The 20,252-nt window shown below is 71.1% G+C and carries 16 protein-coding genes and 3 pseudogenes; 6 read left to right on the top strand and 13 right to left on the bottom strand.

The window, feature by feature from the left end; all coding sequences use genetic code 11:
* Positions 1-336: 336 nt before the first annotated feature.
* Positions 337-756 (top strand): hypothetical protein, encoded by a 420-nt coding sequence (locus MMA15_RS23635; protein ID WP_241062100.1) that lies wholly within the window; start codon positions 337-339, stop codon positions 754-756.
* A gap of 139 nt (positions 757-895) precedes the next feature.
* Here MMA15_RS23635 and MMA15_RS23630 read toward each other — a convergent pair whose 3' ends face one another.
* The gene (locus tag MMA15_RS23630; protein WP_241062099.1) at positions 896-1,819 is read right to left on the bottom strand and encodes an alpha/beta fold hydrolase; all 924 of its coding nucleotides are present in this window, start codon (positions 1,817-1,819) and stop codon (positions 896-898) included.
* A gap of 438 nt (positions 1,820-2,257) precedes the next feature.
* Between MMA15_RS23630 and MMA15_RS23625 the strand changes: the two genes are divergently transcribed.
* On the top strand, positions 2,258-2,836 hold the full coding sequence (locus MMA15_RS23625; protein ID WP_241062098.1) for an HhH-GPD-type base excision DNA repair protein: 579 nt from the start codon (positions 2,258-2,260) through the stop codon (positions 2,834-2,836).
* A gap of 186 nt (positions 2,837-3,022) precedes the next feature.
* Here MMA15_RS23625 and MMA15_RS23620 read toward each other — a convergent pair whose 3' ends face one another.
* From MMA15_RS23620 to MMA15_RS23585, 10 genes and pseudogenes are all read right to left on the bottom strand, one after another.
* On the bottom strand, positions 3,023-3,637 hold the full coding sequence (locus MMA15_RS23620) for a GyrI-like domain-containing protein (RefSeq protein WP_241062097.1): 615 nt from the start codon (positions 3,635-3,637) through the stop codon (positions 3,023-3,025).
* A gap of 299 nt (positions 3,638-3,936) precedes the next feature.
* Complete coding sequence (locus MMA15_RS23615; RefSeq protein ID WP_241062096.1) at positions 3,937-4,137, bottom strand: hypothetical protein; 201 nt, start codon at positions 4,135-4,137, stop codon at positions 3,937-3,939.
* A gap of 75 nt (positions 4,138-4,212) precedes the next feature.
* Positions 4,213-4,623, bottom strand: a complete 411-nt coding sequence (locus MMA15_RS23610; protein WP_241062095.1) for a MerR family transcriptional regulator — start codon at positions 4,621-4,623, stop codon at positions 4,213-4,215.
* Positions 4,624-4,836: 213 nt separating this feature from the next.
* Entirely contained in the window at positions 4,837-6,837 is a 2,001-nt protein-coding gene (locus MMA15_RS23605) for a beta strand repeat-containing protein (protein WP_241062094.1), read from the bottom strand.
* A 22-nt stretch (positions 6,838-6,859) separates the two neighbouring features.
* Positions 6,860-7,105 (bottom strand): Ig-like domain-containing protein, encoded by a 246-nt coding sequence (locus MMA15_RS23600; RefSeq protein ID WP_241062093.1) that lies wholly within the window; start codon positions 7,103-7,105, stop codon positions 6,860-6,862.
* 152 nt (positions 7,106-7,257) lie between these two features.
* A pseudogene (locus MMA15_RS28580) lies at positions 7,258-7,344 on the bottom strand (hypothetical protein); the annotation flags it as partial.
* Positions 7,345-7,684: 340 nt separating this feature from the next.
* Positions 7,685-7,756: pseudogene (locus MMA15_RS28575) on the bottom strand (hypothetical protein); the annotation flags it as partial.
* A gap of 290 nt (positions 7,757-8,046) precedes the next feature.
* Positions 8,047-9,672 carry an Ig-like domain repeat protein gene (locus tag MMA15_RS23590; RefSeq protein ID WP_241062092.1) on the bottom strand — a complete coding sequence of 542 codons (1,626 nt, stop codon included), beginning with the start codon at positions 9,670-9,672 and terminating at the stop codon, positions 8,047-8,049.
* A complete protein-coding gene (locus tag MMA15_RS28565; protein WP_372498370.1) occupies positions 9,615-10,205 on the bottom strand; it encodes an Ig-like domain-containing protein in 591 nt (196 codons plus the stop codon). The genes MMA15_RS23590 and MMA15_RS28565 overlap by 58 nt, the downstream gene beginning before the upstream one ends.
* 10 nt (positions 10,206-10,215) lie before the next feature.
* A pseudogene (locus MMA15_RS23585) lies at positions 10,216-12,282 on the bottom strand (beta strand repeat-containing protein); the annotation flags it as partial.
* An 880-nt stretch (positions 12,283-13,162) separates the two neighbouring features.
* Between MMA15_RS23585 and MMA15_RS23580 the strand changes: the two are divergent.
* Positions 13,163-13,894 carry a hypothetical protein gene (locus tag MMA15_RS23580; RefSeq protein WP_241063416.1) on the top strand — a complete coding sequence of 244 codons (732 nt, stop codon included), beginning with the start codon at positions 13,163-13,165 and terminating at the stop codon, positions 13,892-13,894.
* 258 nt (positions 13,895-14,152) lie between these two features.
* On the opposite strand, the gene MMA15_RS23575 is transcribed toward MMA15_RS23580, so the two are convergent.
* On the bottom strand, positions 14,153-15,073 hold the full coding sequence (locus MMA15_RS23575) for a GntR family transcriptional regulator (RefSeq protein WP_241062090.1): 921 nt from the start codon (positions 15,071-15,073) through the stop codon (positions 14,153-14,155).
* 233 nt (positions 15,074-15,306) lie between these two features.
* Here MMA15_RS23575 and MMA15_RS23570 point away from each other — a divergent pair, with 233 nt between their 5' ends.
* Together MMA15_RS23570 and MMA15_RS23565 are read left to right on the top strand one after the other, a co-directional pair.
* A complete protein-coding gene (locus MMA15_RS23570; RefSeq protein ID WP_241062089.1) occupies positions 15,307-16,167 on the top strand; it encodes a (2Fe-2S)-binding protein in 861 nt (286 codons plus the stop codon).
* 171 nt (positions 16,168-16,338) lie between these two features.
* Complete coding sequence (locus MMA15_RS23565; protein ID WP_241062088.1) at positions 16,339-17,526, top strand: DUF2637 domain-containing protein; 1,188 nt, start codon at positions 16,339-16,341, stop codon at positions 17,524-17,526.
* Between the two features lie 52 nt (positions 17,527-17,578).
* On the opposite strand, the gene MMA15_RS23560 is transcribed toward MMA15_RS23565, so the two are convergent.
* Positions 17,579-19,567: a protein phosphatase 2C domain-containing protein gene (locus MMA15_RS23560; protein WP_241062087.1), complete on the bottom strand. Its 1,989-nt coding sequence runs from the start codon at positions 19,565-19,567 to the stop codon at positions 17,579-17,581.
* A 247-nt stretch (positions 19,568-19,814) separates the two neighbouring features.
* Here MMA15_RS23560 and MMA15_RS23555 point away from each other — a divergent pair, with 247 nt between their 5' ends.
* Positions 19,815-20,204 carry a PPOX class F420-dependent oxidoreductase gene (locus tag MMA15_RS23555; RefSeq protein WP_241062086.1) on the top strand — a complete coding sequence of 130 codons (390 nt, stop codon included), beginning with the start codon at positions 19,815-19,817 and terminating at the stop codon, positions 20,202-20,204.
* Positions 20,205-20,252: the final 48 nt, after the last annotated feature.

Genomic DNA, 20,252 nt, shown 5'->3' with positions numbered 1-20,252 from the left:
CATCGGGTCCGTATCCAGGGCCCCGTGCCTACGGGCGGCCGCGCGGGGGCGGAGCGTACGCGGTGGAAACCACACGTAGGAATCGCACAGGGGATTCACACGGGGTGGGAGCGCCCACTGGCCGCAGCGGAGGGATCTGCTTCCGTGGAGACCGGGGCTTCCGTGGAGACCGGGGCTTCCGTGGAGACCGGGGCTGCGCGACAACTCCACGCCCGGCAGCCTTGAAGACGACGCACCTGCCCGGGGCGATGAAGGTGAATCAGGTGCCCGTCTTCAGAGCGCGGAAGTTCCCTGTCCCTGACGGATGATGACGACTGGTCGAAAGAGGAGGCTTCATTGCGATCACTCAGCTCGGTCCTCGTGGCGCTGACGGCGAGCGCCCTGGTGGCGTTTTCGGCGCCGACCGCGACGGCCGCTACGACGGGTGCCCGTCCGCACAGCGGAGCACAAGTGGCCGCGGGGTCGCGTCTCCTCGGGACCTGCGAGATCGGCGGCCATATCTGCGGTGAGGTCCACAACCGTGACGACCGGCACCGTCTCCTGATCACCGACCAGTGGGGAAGGCAGCACGATTCCTCGACGTGGCGGGTGCTCAAGACCGGTCAGGACGGCCCCGACGTGGGCGTGAAAGACGTCGACGGCTACTGGGTCGCCCCGGGTTGCAAGGTCAGACCGTCCGGAGAGGCGCCCGTCGGTCCGGGCTGGCACAAGGTGACGAACATCCAGAACATCCAGATCGTCGACATCGCCTGCTGACCGGCTCCCGGCGGGCGTGAGCGAGAGGCGGCTGCCGGGCCCACTGCCGCCCGGCAGGGTTCCATGACGAGTCATGAACGAGTTTTGGCGCACCGCGTCACACCGGTCTCGGTGCCGCCTGGGCGGATCGCCCCTTCCGTCAGGCGTCGGGGACCGTGTCGGCCTCGGCGCGGTTGACCAGACGGGCGATGTGCGTGGCGAGTTCGGGCCACAGCTCCCTCGGGAGGCTGTGGGCCATGCCGTCGACGGTCACAAGCTCGGCGTGCGGGATAGCGGCCGCGGTGGCCCGCCCGCCGCTGATGTCGAACAGGGGGTCGGCGGTGCCGTGCACCACCAGCGTGGGAACCCGCAGTCTCGTCAGCCGCGGCGTGAGGTCGCCTGTCGCCAGGACTGCGATGCCCTGGCGGTGGAAGCCGAGGATGTCGTAGCCACGGTCGTAGATCCGTCCGGCCTGCTTGGCTGCCGCGGCCGCGTCGAACTCGAACTTCGGCGACGCGGCGATCCGCATGGCGCGCACGTGCCACTCGACGAAGGCGTCCCGGTCCTGCGGCGGTCTTCCCAACTCGGCGAACACCGACATATCGGCCTGCCCCACGTCGGGTGCACCGGTGGTGGACATCATCGACGTCAACGAACGAACCCGGTCCGGGGCCTCCAGCGCGACCACTTGCGCGATCATCCCGCCCATCGAGGCACCTACGACGTGCACGCTGCCCAACCCCAGCACATCGAGCAGACCGATCGCGTCGCCCGCCATGTCCGACAGCGTGTAGGACGCCGTGGAGACGTCACCGGCCATCGCCGCCGTGAAATCCGGCACGGGCGCTTCGGAGAAGTGCGTAGACCGGCCGGCGTCACGATTGTCGAACCGGATCACCTGCATCCCGCGGGCCACGAGCTCCTGGCAGAACCCATCCGGCCAGTTGATCATCTGTGCACCGGCGCCCATGATCAGCAGGACCGGCGGCGTATCGAGCTCACCGAAGCGCTCGTAGGCGATCTCGATTCCTGACGGGCCGACATTCAGCGCTTTCATTTCTGGCATGGCCGCGACGGTAGCCAAGGAACGGCGGCGGAAAATCGACTCGCAGCTCGATGCTTTCCTGTTGACACGCGGGTTACGGTGAAAACGCCACTTACCGCCGAGGGCGTAGATATCGCCAGAGCTCGGCGCTCACGCATTGTGGAACGAGCACCGCGACAGAGGCCCTGCTGTCCTGTGGACAGCGCCTCCCGACGCCCCCCGGGGGCTGGGCCGAGTCGGATCAGGCGACGAGGGCGCTGGGGGCCGACGAGCGCCGACAAGCCGCCGACGATCTCATGTTGGACGACCCACGATGGATTCTGCTTCTCGTGATGCTCGCCCTCTCCCTCGCGGCCGCCGACCTGTCCCGAGTCCGAGAACAGACCGCCCCCGGCTCACGACGAACTGCCGGTCACGCCCTGTGAAAGACGCAGCGGCAGGCGTGCGATGCGGCGCCGAGAGGGCGATCATCGGGGCATGGACATCACCCTTCGCCTCGCACAGCAACCGGAAGCCGACGAGTTGCTCAGCCGCAGCCCCCTGGCCGCCATGACCGGCATGCTTCTGGACCAACAGGTGCCCATGGAGTGGGCGTTCACGGGTCCGTACACCATCGCGCAGCGCATGGGCGCGGACGACCTGGACGCGCACGTGATCGCCGCGAGCGACCCGGAGCAGTTCGCGGCGCTGCTGTCGCAGAAGCCCGCCGTGCACCGCTATCCGGGATCGATGGCCAAGCGCGTGCAGCAGCTCTGCCAGTACCTCGTCGACCACTACGACGGTGACGCGAGCGCGGTGTGGCGCGGTGTCGCCACAGGCCGCGAACTGCTGGACCGGCTCAACGACCTTCCCGGCTACGGGAAGCAGAAGTCGCAGATCTTCCTCGCGCTGCTGGGCAAGCAGATGGGCGTGACCCCGGAGGGCTGGCGGGAGGCGGCAGGCCCCTACGGCGAGCAGGACGCGCACCGTTCGGCGGCCGACATCACGGGACAGGAGTCCCTGGAGAAGGTCCGCGCCTACAAGCAGGAGGCGAAACGGGCACGGAAGAAGGCATGACGGCGGGCGGTCAGGATCGCGGCCCCTCTCCGCAACCTCCAGGATCTCGTCAGGCCCCTAGCGCGATGGCTTTCCCGTCCGCACGTCAGCACCCGCGATCCGATTCGGGCCGCTGACCGATGACTTCGGGGTCGGGCTCGTCGAAGAACGTGGCCGTTCCCGGGCTCGGCCGGTGGCCGCGGTCGTTCAGAGAACCGGCTGCCTGAGGATGGTGCGCAGACGCTCAGGTGCGACTTTGCGGAAGTCGCTGAGGTAGATCTCGTGGTGCTTGCCGTCCATGCGAAGACCATGGCCGGGGATGAACTCATGGTGCATCCGCTCGAGGACCTCGGCTTCGTCGTCGAACGACCCGATGTGCAGCGTCTGCACGCACCGGCCCTCGGACAGAGACTCAAGGCGGACGTCGCCGAGACGTACGGGAGGGGCCTTGGCTCCGGCCTGCTCGACGGCAGCCTGGAACATGCCTTGGCCGATCCAGTCAGGGACCATGAGCATCATCGTCCAGTCCCACCGAGACTTGTCACGCGAGGACGTGAAGGAGTCCATGTCCTCGGCCCACCACAGCCCCTCCAAGGGCGGGACGACGTAGTCCCGCCCGAGATCCAGCTTGCTGGCGAACTTCAACTTGTACGCCACCGGATACAGCGCTCCGAGCGCCTCGGCAAAGGCCGGTGAACTGTTCGGATCGCCGTGCCCGTCGACCATCAGATACCGCATGGCGGGCAGGTGCAGAATCCGGAACTCGCCTCGCTTAGCCCGGTAGCTGTCGAGGGTCTTCTTGAAGTCGGTCTTGTCGGTCATCGGGTACCTGGGCTCGGGCTGTGAGCCACGCCCTTTCTGCCTCCAGGAGGCTCGGTGCGTACGGCCACGCCCACCGCAGGGGCCTGCGGTGCTCAGGAGACGGGTCGACGATAGCGCTCGTACGGACGGCCCGGATCACGTTCGCGCGGCGCACGCACACGTCGAACGGACCACGTCCATCAGCACGTTCCGGGTTCCGGGTAGCGGCGAGCGCGCGCCCCTGACCGGTCGCGCGAGGAGACGTGAACCTTCTCCGTAAACGATCACCGGCGTGCTGCTGCGGGAAGCGCTGATTAGGACTAACGCGGGTGCGGTCGCAGGGTGGGCTCCACGCAGCGCGGAGGCTCAAGCCAGTCGGCGAGCGAACGCAGTGAACGGGCCAGCATCTGCCGTGAGCGACGCGGTCTGCGGGGTGCTTCGTCGGCCACGGGTGCGTCCGGCATGGCAGAACCCGCCTCGCGCATCGCATTCACGATGATCGGGCCTTCGATGGGGAACACGGAATCTCCTTCTTGCCAGTCAGCGGGATAAGCCCGGTCGTCTGCTGAACCACGTGGTGGTGTCCGTCGTCCTGTTCATGGCACGTCCTTCCTCGGGGGAGGGTCCTGCCCGTTCTCGGCCGCCGTGTAGGCGGCCACCTTCCACTCGATGAGTTCGAGATCGGCCTGGAGCTGGCGCAGGTCCGCCCGCACTCGTTCGCCGTGGGAACGCAGCAGCGCGAGCCGAGCGGCCCTGGTGGCGTCGTTGCCGCTGCGTGAGTGCCGGCTGAATTCGCGTACGGCCTCGATCGGCATCCCGGTACGGCGCAGTGCGACCAGAACGCCCAGCAGCCCGAGCGCGTCCGCGTCGAAGAGCCGCCGCCCACCCGCGTCGCGGGGCAGGTCGCCGAGCAGGCCCTCACGGTCGTAGTAGCGCAGGGTGTCCACGGTCAGCCCCGACTGCCGCGCGGCCTCACCGATGCTCACGTACCCCTGAGACGTCGTCATGGCGAGCACTCTGCAACCTGGAGTCCACTCCAGGTCAAGAGCCGGGGCGGACGGCGAGAGTCGGGGGACCGACCGCAGCGGCCGACTGCGGACGCCGCTGGACCCACGGAAGGGGGTGCGGCTACGGGTCCGCTGCTGCGTGACCACGCTGCGACGCCCGTGCAACCCGTGTCCCGCGCTTCGGCCGGCGTACGACGTGCGAATCCGGACCCGTCACGGGCTCACGGTGTGGGTGTCGGTGCCGGTGGAGGGAGAGAAGGTGGTGTCGCCGTTGTATGTGGCGGTGATGGCGTGAGGCCCGACGGACAGCCCCCTGTTGGTGACCGTTGCGACGCCGCCGACCAGTACCGCGGTGAACGTGCCACCGCCGCTTCCTCCGATCGTGACCGTGACTGTCCCGGTAGGCGTTCCCGTTGCGGGAGGCGTGGCCGTCACCGTGGCGGTGAAGGCGATGAGGCTGCCGGGGGGTGAAGGGTCGGGCGATGAGACGACCGTCGTGGTGGTCGCTCCTCGGGTCACGGTGTGGGTGCCCGCTTGGCTCGACGCGGCGAAGTCGGAGGATCCGCCGTAGTTCGCGGTGACCGTGTGCGTACCGGGGGTCTGGTTGCTGCGGGTCACGGTGGCCGTGCCGTTCACCAGAGGGGCGGTGACCGGTGTCGTGCCGTCGAAGAGGAACGTCACCGTGCCGGTGGGGGTGCCTGCTCCGGGAACGTTCGAGGTGACCGTCGCGGTGAAGGTGGCCGTCTGGCCGTAGGACGACGGGTCGGGGGCGGCGGTGACTGTGGTGGTCGTCGGGGCGCGGTTGACGGTGTGGCTGTCGGTGCCGGTGGAAGTGCGGAAGTGGGTGTCGCCGCTGTAGGCGGCGGTGACGGTGTAGGTGCCGACTGGCAGTGCGCCGGTGCTCACCGTGGCGGTCCCTGAGGCGTCGAGTGTTCCGGTCAGTGTGGGGCCGCCGCTGACGGTGAAGGTGACGGTGCCGGTGGGTGTTCCGGCTCCCGGTGCCGTGGCGGTCACTTGGGCCGTGAAGGCCGCCGTCTGGCCGAAGGAGGTGGGGTCGGGGGTGCTGACGACTGCGGTCGTGGTGGCCGCCGGATTGACGAGGTGGGTGGAAGTCCCAGTCGACGCAGCGAAGTTGGCGTCGCCGTTGTAGGCGGCGGTCACCGGAAGGCTGCCGGGCGGCAGGGAGCTGAAGGTGGCCTGTGCCGTGCCGTCAAGGGCCACCGGCACCGTGGAGGTGCCTCCTCCGGCCACGGAGAGGGTGACCGTACCCGTGGGAACTCCCGTCGCGGGAGCCACTGGAGAGACCAGCGCCGTGACGGTGACAGCCTGCCCGAAGACCGATGGGTTGGGGCCGCTGACCACGGTGGTTGTGGTGGCTGCGGAGTCGACGGTGTGGGTGCCGGTGCCGGTGGAGGTGCTGTAGTTGGTGTCTCCGGCGGCGTTGTAGGTGGCTTGGATCGTGTGGCTTCCGGCGGTGAGTGTGGGGGTGCTGACGGTGGCGGTGCCGGAGGCGTCGAGTGTTCCGGTGAGGGTGGTGGTGCCGTCGATGGTGAAGGTGACCGTGCCGGATGGCGTACCGGCGCCGGGCGGGACGGGAGCGACGGTGGCGGTGAAGGTGGCGAGCTGCCCGAACAGGGTCGGATCGGGCGAGGAGTCGACGGTCGTGGTGGTGGCTGCCGGGATGACGGTGTGGGTGTCGGAGCCGGTCGAGGCGCTGTAGTCGGTGTCGCCGCTGTAGGTGGCGGTGGCGGAGTGGGTCGCCACGCCCAGGGTGTCGAGGGTGAACTGGGCGGTCCCGGCGCCGTCGAGAGGCGCCGTGAAGGTGCCGCCACCCGTCCCGGAGACGACCAGCGTGACGGTGCCGGTCGGTGCCGGTCCCGGCTGGCTCGGGGTGACGGTGGCGGTGAAGGTGACGGGCTGTCCGAAGGCGGACGGGTCCGGGGACGAGGTGAGGGTGGTGGTGTTGGAGGGCTCGACCTCGACGGTGTGAGTGTCGTTGCCGGTCGAGGCGCTGTGATCGGGGTCGCCGTTGTAGGTGGCGGTGATCGTATGCGAGCCCAAGCCGAGGGTGCTGACGGCCAGTTGAGCCGTCCCGTTGGCGTCCAGGTTCTGGGTGAACGTGCCGCCGCCGGTGCCGGAGACGACGAAGGTGACCGTGCCGGACGGAGTTCCCGCCCCGGGGGCGATCGGTGAGACGGTCGCACTGATCGACACCGTCTGTCCCACCGCCGACGGATCAGGTGTCGGATGTCACCGTCGTCGCGGTGGCCGCCTGATTGACGGTGTGCGAGTCACTGCCGCTGGACGAGGCGAAATTGGCATCGCCGCTGTAGGTGGCGGTGACCGAATACGCGCCTGCGGGCAGTGAGTCGACCGTGAGCCGAGCGGTTCCGTCCACGGCCACGGGAACCGTCGTGCTTCCTCCGCCGCCGCTGAGAGCGAAGGTGACGGTTCCGGTGGGTGTCCCGGCGCCCGGTGCCACGGGGGCCACTTGGAGCGGTGAAGGTGACCGGCTGCCCGAAGACCGAAGGACTGGGACGAGCTGAAGACGGTGGTGGTCGTGGCCGCCTGGTCGACGGTGTGGGTGCCGGAGCCGGTGGAGGTGTTGAAGTTCGGATCACCTGCCGCGTTGTAGGTGGCCGTCACCGAATGCGTCCCCGGAACCAGGGAGTTGGTGCTCACCGACGCCGTCCCCCCGGCGAGCGTCCCGGTAAGAGTCATGCCGTCGACGGTGAAGGTGACCGTACCGGTACGGAGTACCCGTACCGGGCGCCACCGCAGCGACCGTAGCGGTGAAGGTGGCCGTTTGGCCCACGACGGTGGGGTCCGGTGCGGAGTTGACTGTTGTGACCGTGTCCGCTGGATCGACGGTGTGGGTGTCGGTCCCGCTGGAGGTGCTGAAGTTCGGATCGCCGTTGTAGGTGGCGATGCCGCTGTAGGTTCCCGCGGGGAGTTGGGCGGAGGTGACGCTGGCGACGCCGCTCGCGTCCAGCGGGACCGTGACGGTCCCGCCGCCGCTCTGGGCGAAGGTGACGGTGCCGGTGGGCGTGCCCGCTCCAGGGGCCACGGCGGTGACCGTGGCGGTGAAGGTGACCGCCTGCCCGAACACCGAAGGATCAGGCGAGGACGTCACCACGGTCGTCGTCGGAGCGGGTTGGATGGTGTGGGTGTCGCTGCCCGAAGAGGGAGCGAAGTCGGTGTCCCCGCTGTAGGTGGCGGTGGCGGAGTAGGACCCGGCCGCGAAGGTCGGGGAAGGGTGCCGGTAGCGACGCCGTTTTCGTCCAGGGGGACGGTGACGGGGTCGCCGGTGTCGCCGCTGATGGTGACGGTGCCGGTGGGCGTGCCCGCGCCCGGTGGTACGGCGGTGACCGTGGCGGTGAACGTGACCGCTTGCCCGAACGACGGAGGGGTCCGGGAAGGACGTCAGCGTCGTTGATGTCGCTGGCGCGGTTGACGGTGTGGGTGTCCGTCTGCCGGAGGACGCCGGTGTCGGTGCTGTCGCCGTTGTAGGTGCCGGTGATGGTGTATTGGCCGGGGGGGCAGCGTGTTGGCCGTGACGACGGCGATTCCGGAGGCGTCGAGTGTTCCGGTCAGTGTGGGGCCACCGCTGATTGCGAACGTGACGGTGCCGGTGGGTGTCCCGGCCCCCGGTGCGATTGCGGAGCTCACGGCGGCGAACACGGCGGTCTGTCCGAAGACTGTCGGATCGGGGGTGGTGAAGACGGTGGTGGTCGTGGCCGCCTGGTTGACCGTGTGGGTGTCGGTGCCGGAGGAACCGGCGAAGTCGGTGTCGCCGCTGTAGGCGGCGGTCACCGAATGCGACCCGGCGGCAAGCGAGTTGAGGACCAGCGTCGCCGAACCGTCCATTGCGAGGGGGACGGTCGTGGTTCCTCCCCCTCCGCCGTCGATGGTGAAGGTGACCGTGCCGGTCGGTGTACCGGCGCCCGGAGCCACGGGTGCCACTTGGGCCGTGACAGTGGCGGTCTGACCGAAGACGGACGGGTCGGGCGTGCTGGTGACTGTGGTGGTCGTGGCCGCCTGACTGACCGTGTGGGTGTCGGAGCCGGAGGAAGCGTTGAAGTTCGGATCGCCTGCGGCGTTGTAGGTGGCGGTCACCGAATGCGTGCCCGCGGGCAGGGAGTTGGTGCTCACGGACGCCGTTCCCCCGGCGAGCGTCCCGGAGAGGGTCGTGCCGCCGATGTTGAAGGTGACCGTGCCGGATGGCGTACCGGCGCCGGGTGGGACGGGAGCGACGGTGGCGGTGAAGGTGGCGAGCTGCCCGAACAGGGTCGGATCGGGCGAGGAGTCGACGGTCGTGGTGGTGGCTGCCGGGATGACGACGTGCGTGTCGGAGCCGGTCGAGGCGCTGTAGTCGGTGTCGCCGCTGTAGGTGGCGGTGGCGGAGTGGGTCGCCACGCCCAGGGTGTCGAGAGTGAACTGGGCGGTCCCGGCGCCGTCGAGAGGCGCCGTGAAGGTGCCGCCACCGGCCCCGGAGACGACCAGCGTGACGGTGCCGGTCGGTACCGGTCCCGGCTGGCTCGGGGTGACGGTGGCGGTGAAGGTGACGGGCTGCCCGAAGACGGACGGGTCCGGCGACGAGGTGAGGGTGGTGGTGTTGGAGGGCTCTACCTCGACGGTGTGGGTCGCCGTGCCGCTGGCGACGGCGTAATCCGGAGCGCCGTTGTAGGTGGCGGTGATCGTGTGCGAGCCCAAGCCGAGGCTGCTGATGGCCAGTTGAGCTGTCCCGTTGGCGTCCAGGTTCTGGGTGAACGTGCCGCCGCCGGTGCCGGAGACCACGAAGGTGACCGTGCCGGAGGGCGTACCTTGCGCCGGTGCGACCGATGCCACCGTCGCGCTGATGGTGACGACCTGCCCGGACGGGGAGGGGTCGGGAGTGTCGGTGACGGTCACGGTGGTCGCGGCCTGGTTGACGGTGTGGGTGTCCGTCCCCGTGGACGGTGCGAAGTCGGTGTCGCCGCTGTAGGCGGCGGTCACCGAATACGACCCGGCGGCAAGCGAGTCGAGGGTGAGTTGTGCCGTGCCGTCCATGTCGAGCAGGGACGGTGGTCGTTCCCCCGCCGCCGCTCAAGACGAACGTGACGGCCCCGGTCGGAGACCCGGCACCGGGGGCGACGGGCGTCACCCGGGCCGTGATGGTCGTCGGCTGCCCGAAGACGGACGGGTCGGGGTCGCTGAAGACGGAGGTCGTGGTCGCCGCCTGGTCGACGGTGTGGGTGCCGCTGCCGTCCGAGGCGAGGAACCTCGGCTCTCCCGGCGTAGGCGGCTTCGATCGTGTGGCTTCCGGCAGCGAGCGCGTCGGTGCTGACGGTGGCGGTACCGGAGGTGTCCAGGGTCGCGATGAGAGTGGTGGTGCCGTCGACGGTGAAGATGACGGTGCCCGACGGCGTACCAGCGCCGGGCGGGACGGGGGAGACCGTCGCGGTGAAGGTGACCGTCTGCCCGAACACGCACCCCCGGCGCCACCGCAGACACCGTAGCGGTGAAGGTGACCGCCTGCCCGAACACCGATGGATCAGGCGCCGAGCTGACCGTCGTCGTGGTATCCGCCGGACTGACGACATGCGTGTCACTGCCCGACGACGACGCGAAGTCGGCGTCTCCGCTGTAGGTGGCGGTGCCGCTGTACGTACCCGCGGGAAGCTCGGCGAAAGTGAAACTGGCGACACCGCTCCCATCCAGCGGCACGGTGACCGTGCCACCACTGCTCTCCGTGAAAGTCACACTCCCCGTAGGCGTGCCCGCACCCGGCGCCACCGCAGACACCGTGGCAGTGAACGTGACCGCCTGCCCGAACACCGAAGGGTCGGGGCTGGAGGCGGCGACGGTGGTCGTGGCTGCCTGGGCGACGGTGTGCGTGGCGGACCCCGTGGACGGGTTGTACGCGCTGTCGCCGTTGTAGGTGGCGGTGACGGAGTAAGCACCAGCGTGGAGGGTGCTGTCGGTGACGCGGGCCACGCCGTTCGAGTCGAGGGTCGCCGTGGCGGGCGTGCCACCGATGTCGAACGTCACGGTGCCTGTCGGGACTCCCGTCGCGGGAGCCACCGGTGAGACGACCGCGGCGAAGGTGACGGGCTGACCGAAGACCGAGGGGTCGGGCGAGGAGGTGACCGAGGTCGTGGTCGAGGCGCCGTCGACGATGTGGGTGTCGGTGCCGGTGGACGGGGCGAAGTCCGCTGATCCCTGGTAGTCCGCGGTGACCGTGTGCGTCCCGCGCGAGAGTGCGCTGGTGGTGACGGTGGCGACGCCGCCGGCGAGCCCTGCGGAGAGGGTGGGACCGCCGCTGATGGTGAAGACGACGTCGCCCGTCGGTACTCCGGCGCCCGGAGGCACTGCGGTGACGGTGGCGGTGAAGGTGACGCCCTGGCCCGGCACGGAGGGATCGGGCGAGGAGACGACCGTCGTGGCGGTCGCCGCCTTGTCGACGGTGTGGGTGTCGCTGCCGGAAGAGGGGGCGTGTTCGGTGTCACCGCTGTAGACGGCCGTGACCGTGAGATCTCCGGCGGGCAGGGCGTCGAGAGTGGTGGCGGCGGTGCCGTCCCCGGCCAGCGGCACAGTGAACGTTCCTGCGCCCTCGACGGTGAAGACGACGTCGCCCGTCGGTACTCCGGCGCCCGGAGGCACGGAGGTGACGGTGGCGGTGAAGGTGACGCCCTGGCCGAAGACCGAAGGGTCCGGGGAGGAGACGACCGCGGTGGCGGTCGCCGTCCGGTCGACGGTGTGAGTGTCGCTGCCCGCGGAGGAGGCGAAGGCGGCGTCGCCGTTGTAGGCAGCGGCGATGTTGTGGCTGCCGGTGCCGAGCGTGACGAGGCTGACGTTGGCGACACCGGACGCGTTGAGCGGCGCCGTGAACGTGCCTCCGCCGGAGCCGTCGACGGTGAAGGTGACCGTACCGGTGGGGGTCCCCGTACCGGGCGGCACAGGGGCGACGGAAGCGCTCAGCGTGACCGGTTGACCGTAGACCGAAGGGTCCGGCGTGGACGTCACGGTGGTGGTGGTCGGCTTCTTCGTCGGCGTCACGTCCTGGGTGCCGCTGGCCGTGGAGGGCAGGAAGTTGTTGCTGCCGGTGTAGATGGCGACGACGGGTTGCTGCCCGGCCGGCAGCCCGGAAACGGTGACCGTCGCCTTCCCGCTCGCGTTGAGCGGCGCGGTCATGGAAGGAAGCGCGTCGATGACGAAGGTGACCGTGCCGCCGGGTGTTCCGGCCCCCGGGGGCACCGCGGTCACGGTGGCGGTGAAGGTGACCGGTGCCCCCGGCAGGGACGGGTTGGGTGATGACGACACCTCGGTGGTCGTCGCGGCTCTGAGGACCGCGTGCCGGAACGTGCCGCTTGAGCGCGAGAACTGGGCCGAGCCGTTGTAGGTGGCGGTGACGGCGTGCGCGCCTGTCCCGAGGGAGGTCGCGGTGACGGTCGCCTTCCCGCTCGAGTCGAGAGGCACCGTGAAACTGCCGCCTCCGCTGCCGGCGATGACGAACGTGACGGTCCCTGTCGGGACGCCTTGGCCGGACAGTACGGAGGTGACCGTGGCGGTGAAGGTGACCGGCTGGCCGAAGACAGACGAGGCGGGCGAGGAGGTCACTTGGGTAAGGGTGGGTGATGCCACGATGCGCCCCTTTCGTAGTGCCGACCGCACCGTCATCACCCGGGGCGCTCACTCGACGCCGCCCCTGGGTCAGGGCTCAACACCCCTGACCTCGCCCGGAGTGGGAGCGCGAGGAGAGAACGTCTCTCCGCGCGGCGCCCGCAGGCGACGAGGTACGGGTGACCAGCGGCCAATACCATCGATGAACCCACGCCTCGCGACGGCACACCAGAGCAAAAGCGGCAATTACCTCGTATGGTGCAGCGCGCGGCATCACATTGGGGGCGAACTCGGCACTGAACAGCGCGCGTTGACACCGTTCACGCTCCGTCTTGCGTCGCCGTCCCGGATTCCATTCGTGACCGCGTCGCACGGCAACGTCGACCCGGACCAAGCCCCTGGCGGGCCCGTGTTCCAGCGATGGACCAGCTTCGGTTCCCAACCCGAAGGGGCGGGTCCCGGTTACTGGAGGTTCGGCCCTGGGGGACAGCAGGACGCGCACCGCTCGGCGGCCGACAGCTCCCGTCCCGAGTCGCCGGAGCGGCTCCGTACGTACGAGCAGCGGGTCAAGCGCGCCGAGAAGAGGGCGCAGCGGGCCGGGCGAAGCGGCCCTGAGACCCAACGTCGGCCTGTCATGGGCGACTTCGTGACGGTCTCGGTGCGGGCCGCGGGTGGGCGCCAGGCGGTCTCGCTGTGCCGACCGTGCTTGGCAATCATGCCCTTCGAGTAAAACTTTGTGAACTGATTCACAGCAAACACTTGGCCGAGTCCCTCACTCCGTGCTGAGATGCGCTCACATCCGGCTCGAAAGCTCAACGGTGCGCTTGGGAGGGCAACTGTGGCGGAAACCGCCATGTCACGTTCGGTGCAACTGAAGACCGGGGACGGCGAGCCGTCACCGGTGTTCGGTGGTGGCGCACCGCCGGTACAGCCCGGCATGGCCTCGCCGGTGGACGGCGCGGTGTGGCGATTGCGCTCACGCGGCTGCTGGGAGGACGCGGCCGCGCTGCTCGAACCGTATGCGGCGGTGGACACGGCCGCGTCGCTGCGGCGGGCCGCGCTGCTGGTCGAGCAGTGCATGTTCACCAACGACGGCTGGGACGCGGCGGAATCCGCGCTGCGCGCGGCCGAGGCCCTCGCCCAGGACGACGAGGAACGCGGCGCGGCCGCCTGCGAGCGGGGCCAACTCGCGTACACGGCAACGGTTCTGGGCGTACGCGACCGCTCCGACGAGGCCCGTGCGGCGCTCGGCAGGGCCGCGGCACTGCTGCCGCCCACGGCACGCGGACGGGCCATGCTCGACTACCGGCGCGGGCTGCTGGCCGAACACCTCAGCGACACACCGCAGTCGGCGCTCGCGGCGTATCGGCGTGCGCATGCCGCGGCGGCCGCGCTCGACGACATGCTGCTGTGCTCGTTCACCTGGCGGCATCTGGCCGGGCTCGCGCTGCGGGAGGGCGAGGTGGCGGAGGCCCGGCACGGGTTCACCGAATCGCTGCGGCTGCGCGAGGAGTTGGGCTATCTGGTGGGCATGGCCCCAGCCCTCACGGCGCTCGCGGACGTGGAGCCGGAGCCGGAGGCGACGCGGCTGCGCGAGGAAGCCGGGCGGCTGTTCCGCCTGCTGGGCGGCGTGCCCACGTGGCTGGCGGACCAACTGCCCTCTGCCTGACGGCGGTTGTGCGGTCGCGCGTTTCGGGCCTGTTGTACGGGGTGCTACGTGGCGGCGTGAGCGGACGGCGACGGCGTGCGCCGTGGCCCGTCACAGGTGGCCGTGGTGCCTCTCGCACGTACGGGTAATGACTTCGAACGCCCCCGCCTCGTAACGGACTTGGGGCCCTGACGGCACGACTCGGCAGAACGAGCTGCCCGCCCAAGGCCCCAAGGCCCAAGACCTCAAAAGGCCCCAAGCCCCAAGCCCCAAGGCCCCTCAGGCCGTCACATGTGCCCGCATCAGGCGTTCCACGGCCGCCAGATCCCGCGTACGCAGTGCGTCCAGCAGGACCATGTGGTCGGTGGCGTCCCTGAGCAGTTCCTCCGTGCACAGTGAAGGGACGGCCGGTGCGGGACGGCGCTGGGTGCGGCGCTGTATGTCGGCGGAGACGGCGACGAGTTGCCGGTTGCCCGTCAGTTCCAGCAGCGCCCGGTGGAAGGCGGAGTCGGCGTCGGCGTAGGCGGCACGGTCGCCGCCGCCGGCCACGGCCAGGGCCTCGTCGGCGTACGGACGCAGGCGCTCCCAGCACTCCGGCGGCAGAGTACGGGCGGTCTCCACCACGGGCGGGACCTCCAACAGGACACGTATCTCCGCCAGTTCGGCGAGGTCGCGCTCGTTGTACTCCGCTACGCGGAAACCGCGGTTGGGCACGGTCCTGACGGCGCCCTCGCACACCAGGCGCTGCATCGCCTCCCGTACGGGCGTCGCTGAGACACCGAGGCGTTCGGCGAGCGCGGGCGCGGAGTAGACCTGGCCCGGGGCGAGTTCGCCGGAGAGCAGTGCCTCCCGCAGGGCCGCGAGGACCTGTGCGCGCACGGAGTGCCGCTCGGGCTGCTTCGCTGCCCGGTGGCGCCGGGCGGGCCGGTCCGTCTGTGCGGAGTGGTCCGACTGCCCTGTGCTGTCCGGCCGTACGGGGTCGTCCGGCCGCACGGCGGGATCGTCCTGCCGGGGCGAGGGCGCCCGTCCGGAAGGAGGCGACTGCCGGGGCACGGGCGCCGGGCAGCAGGGCGCGCCTTCGGCGAACTCGCCGGTCCCCGCCTCCTCCCCCTGGCCGGTGCCGCCGCGCGTGCCTCGGCCGGTTGCCCCCGTGGCCTGAGGCGGCGGCGGTTCGCTGTGCACATGTTCGCCCCGTGCCACCGGGTCTTCGCCGCCCCCCGCGGAATGCTGCCGTCCGGCCGGGGCCGGACGAGGGGGGCTTGGGGTTCGGAGTGCGGGACGTCCCGTCGGTGCGGGCGCATCCGCTGCGGTCTGCTCCATGTGCCCTCCTGGTCTCGCTGAGCACCATAGGGCGGCCGGGCGCGAGATCAAACCTTCGCGTCATCGGCTAAGGTAAGGCTAACCTGTTGTTGATCCCGCAAGGTGGTGCGCAGATGGCCTTGCCCGCCCTCGCCCCGGCCCCCGCCGAGCCTGCCGCGGCTTCGCCTTTCACCGCCGCGTACACCCGGCTGACCTCGGTGTTTCCCGGGCTGCGCGTACGGGAGATCGAGCCCGGTGCGGCCCTGCCCGCCGGTCCGAAGTGGGTTCCGGCCACCCGGCTGGCCGAGGGCGGCCGGACTCTCGACGCGTTCCTCGCGCGGGACGCACAGCAGGCGCTGCGTGACTACGGCCGCCGCCCGCGCCCCGACGTCGTGGCGACGTTCGGCCTGCACCGCTATGCGTGGCCGCTGTGCCTGCTGGTGACCATCCCCTGGTTCCTGCACCGGCGGGTGCCGCGCGTCCCCGTGGGGTCGGTCGCCTGCCGCCGCACGTCCGGTGAACTGGCCGTACGCGTAGAGGAGTTCGCCTGTCTGCCGGGGGACCCGGCGGCCGGTGCCCCCGGTGCGCGCGTGGTCGACGGGGAGGAGGCGCTGCGCGCCGAGGTGCGGGCCGCGATCGCCGAGCATCTGACCCCCGTGCTCGACGCCTTCCGTCCCCGTATGCGGCGCGGGCCGAGGGCGCTGTGGGGCATGGCGACCGACGAGATCACCGAGGGGCTGTGGTATCTCGGTCATCTGCTGGGTGAGGAGGAGCGCGCCAGGCGCGAGGCCGGACTGCTGCTGCCGGGCGCGACGCTGCCTTACGCACAGGCCGCCGGATTCCGTGAACTGACCGGTCCGGACGGCGAGTTGCTGCCCACCCGCGACAGGGCGAGCTGCTGCCTCTACTACACGCTGCGCCCCGAGGACACCTGCGTCACCTGCCCCCGCACCTGCGACTCGGAACGCGTCGCGCGGCTGTCCGGGGCCCGCTGAGGAGTTCGACCCGAAACGCCCAACTCGACCGCGCTAGGCCCTCGTTGGCATGTATTCGATGTGAGTTCCCCTTTCTGCGACGGCCGTTGAGCCAGGATGCCTCGCGTCAGGGCCGGGCGTGCCCGCGTGACGGGCGGCCTCAGGCAGGCGGCGAGGGGGAAGGGGCATCGGATGACGTTGACGGATCTGCCGCTGGGCGGCGCGGCGGCGGGCGTGGCACTGCTCGCGGTCGCGGTCGCGGCGGTCGTATTGGTGGTACGGGGAAGACGCGCACGGCGGCGGGCACGCGAGGCGGACGGCGCGGGCGGCTCCGGGCGCGGCAGCGGCGGCTTCGGCGGCTCGGGCGGCGACTCCTGGGAGCAGTTGGAGCAGCGGCGCCGCCGCAAGGAGACCTTCTACGCGACGGCCGCCTACTTGCTGCTGTTCTGCTGTGCGGCGGTCGCCGCGGCGCTCTCCTTCCACGGTCTCGTCGGCTTCGGCAGACAGAACCTGCGGCTGTCGGGCGGCTGGGAGTATCTGGTGCCGTTCGGGCTGGACGGGGCGGCGATGTTCTCCGCCGTGATCGCCGTACGGGAGGCGAGCCACGGTGACGCTTCGCTCGGATCGCGGCTGCTGGTATGGGCGTTCGCGAGCGCCGCGGCCTGGTTCAACTGGGTGCACGCCCCCCGCGGTGACGCCCATGCGGGGGCGCCCGAGTTCTTCGCCGGGATGTCGCTGTCGGCTGCGATCCTCTTCGACCGTGCGCTGAAGCAGACCCGGCGTGCCGCACTTCGCGAACAGGGCCTGGTTCCGCGGCCGTTGCCGCAGATCCGCGTCGTACGGTGGCTGCGCGCACCCCGGGAGACCTTCCGCGCCTGGTCGTTGATGCTGCTGGAGGGCGTACGGACCCTCGACCAGGCCGTCGACGAGGTACGGGAGGAACGGCGGGAACACGAGCAGGAACGTCTCCGCCGCAAGGAGCAGCAGAAGCTGGACCTGGCAAGGGCGAAGGCCATGGGGAAGCAGCTACGGGGCAAGCAGTCGCGGAGGCAGCTACGCGGAAGTGGGCGCAGGGGCGCGGGAGTCGACGGTGGGACGGCGGCCACGCTCGGCGAGGTCGGTGAGCCCGGTGGCGCGGGCGGGGCAGGAGCGGCAGGCGGCGTCGGCGGGGCCCGGCCGGGGCCGGGGGCGGACGTTTCCGCCGCCGGGGCCGTGGCGGGACCGGCGCCGGGCAGCGCGGTCGCAGGCGGTCGCGGCGAGGACAGCGGGGCAGGCGCCGGTGCCGCTGCTGGTACCGGAGGTGCAGGTGCCAGTACAGCGGGGCCGCGGCTGGACTCGCTGGAGGAGAAACTCGCCGAGATCGAGCGGCAGTTCGGCTGAGCGCGCAGGCAGCGGAGCGAGGGGCGGACCCGGGACCCGGCTCGGGCAGGGGTCACGCTTCCCAGACGGCGACAGCCGTACGGTCGTCCGCGAAGCCCCGTACCCGTAGCTGCACGTCTGCCAGGAACGCGGCGAGACCCGGAGGTTCGGTCCGCTCCGACCACGACCAGGACTGCGCCAGCCGCCAGGCGAACGCGGGCTCGGCACGCAGCGGTTCGGCGAGACCCGGGCTGCACAGCAGCAGCGTGTCGCCGCGCTGGGCGACGGCCGCGCGGAAACGGAACCGCTCGGGCTCCGGCCGTACGGGCGGCGGCACCGGCGGAAGCGGCGACCCGCCGGGTGCGGGCGCGGCTGACGGTCCCGCCGTTCCCGCTGAGCCGGGTGCGGAGGCCGGGACGGAAGCGCTACGGGCGCCGGGCGAGGCGGGCGACGCGGACGAGCCGGACCCCGGCCCCGGGCCGCCGGTAAATCCGGGCCCGCCGGGGGGAGTTGACCCCCGTGGCTGCCGGTCCGCGCGCTGCTGTCGCGGCTCGGCACGTCCCACGGGGACGCTCAGCGCCGCCGGGTCGCCCAGTTCCGAGGGGTCGAGGGTGTCGACTTCCAGCGCGGAGTCCGTACCGGAGTCACCGGCGCCCTGCCCCGGCAGTCCCCCGCCCTGAACACCCGGCAGGCCCTCCGCGCCCGGGTCGTTCTCGATGTCCTGCCACTGGCCCGAGCGGAGCCTGAAGAGACCGCCGGCGCCGGCGCCGAAGAAGACACGGGTACGGCAGCGCGGGTCGGCCGACAGCAGCAGGCAGCGCAGATCCGCCGTGTACTCCTCCGGCCGCATGTCCAACGCGGCCGCCTGCGCCCGGAGTTTGCCGTAGCAGCGCTCGGTGAGCCGCTGAAGGCCGGACTTGAGCGCACCGCGCCGGTCGGCACGTATGTCCTCGGCGAGACGTGCGTGGCTGCGGCCGACGACGCTGCCGATGGACTGGCAGATCTCGCGTGCCGCACGGTGCCCGCCCGTGGCGGCCCGTCCCCCGGCGGCGACGGCGACCAGCAGCAGTGCGGACTCCCCCGAGCCGAAGCGAGCGGTCAGCAGCGCATCGCGGCGCAGCGCACCGCGGTGGCGCGCGGAGTCGCCGCGCAACGAGGCGGCGCGCAGGGTCAGTCCGCCGTAGTGGGCACCGTCGAGGACGGTGTCCGGCACGAGTTCGGAAAGGGATGCGGCGTCGGCGGCCGGGAAGGTGGCGGGCTCGGCCTCATAGGTCGGCGGCCGGTCCCCCACATGGTCCGGGCGGAGCGGAACGCCGCCGGGGCCGGAAGCTTCGCCGGAGGTCTCGTCGAGTGCTTCGCCGGAGGCCTCGGGAGATGCGCTGCCGGGTGCCGCCGGGCCGCGGCTGTCCGCTGTCGGCCCGTCGCCGCCGTCGTAAGGGGTGGCCCCGGGGCCGTCGGTCAAGTAGGCGGCGGGGCCTGCCAGTTCGGATATCGGTGGTTCGGCGGCGGCAGGTTCCGCGTTGGGGAGGGGACTGGCCGACGGCTCCTGCGGGGGCTGCGGCACATGCGGAGACTGCGGCACATGCGGCGGCTGACGGGAGAAGGTTCCGTCGGTACGGGGATCGGGGGGCGGCTCCTCGACAGGAAGAGGGCCCGGGCCGGAGCCCGAGTCCGGCCCCGGGAAGGTGCCCGGGTCCCGCTCGGGCGCGGCGCCGGCGGAGCCCCCATCACGCTCGGGCTCCGCACGCGTCTCCGCGCCGTCGTCCGGCTGCAACTCGCCCTCGGGTGCCTGCGGTTGGCCACCGTACTCCGGTCGGCCGCCGGACTCCGGTCGGCCACCGGGCTCCGGTTCCGGCTGCGTGGACCGCTTCTCGGTGGCCCTGCCCGAGCCGGTCCCCTGCCCCATCGTCCGGCGCACCGACGCGTAACGGTCGTCCAGCGTGTCCCCCGAGCGGCTGCTTCCCGTGTCCGGCGACCCGGGGTCGTACAACTGGCTCCACCAGTCGTCCTGTTGACCGGAGCGCGGGTTCCGAGGGTTCCGAGGCCACCCCTGCTGACTCATGACCATATTGTTGCCCCGCCTCCGGGGCGGTCATGACCGCTTCCCGCGCCCACTGTCCCGGGCGGGAGGACGGGCCCTGGGCAGGAGACCGGGCAGGGAGACCGAGTAGAAGATCGGGCACGAGGGCCAGGGAACGAGGCCGGGGGAACGGGCCAGGGAACGAGGCCGGGGGACGAGGTCCTGGGGCGGGGCCCTGTTCGGACCGGCGTCCGATGCGCGCCGGGGCGCCGCGTGTGAGCCTTCCGGCATGAGCGCCACGACCCGCGAACGCGGACTCAACGAAGCCGAACGCGCCTATCTGGCCACCCAGCGCCTGTGCCGCATGGCCACCGTGGACCCGTCCGGCCAGCCACAGGTCAACCCCGTGGGCTTCTTCCTCCAGGAGGACGGCACGATCCTCTCCGGCGGCCTCGACCTCGCCGCGACCAAGCGCTGGCGCAATCTGCGGACGAACCCGCGGCTCGCGCTCGTCGTCGACGATCTCGTGAGCACGGACCCATGGACGGTACGAGGCGTGGAGATCCGCGGCGAGGCCGAACTCCTCACCGGGCCTCACGACTTGGCGCCGGGCATGAGCGACGAGCTGATCCGCGTGCACCCGCGCCGGGTGCACAGCTGGGGCCTCGACGACCTCTGACAGCAGCCGAGCGGAAGGGCCGGGACCGGTCGAGGACCCGCCCGGCCA

The sequence above is a fragment of the Streptomyces marispadix genome (genome assembly GCF_022524345.1).
Classification (GTDB): Bacteria; Actinomycetota; Actinomycetes; order Streptomycetales; family Streptomycetaceae; genus Streptomyces; species Streptomyces marispadix.
Note: the sequence above shows the minus strand (reverse complement) of the source record. Positions and strands in the feature narration are given on the sequence as shown.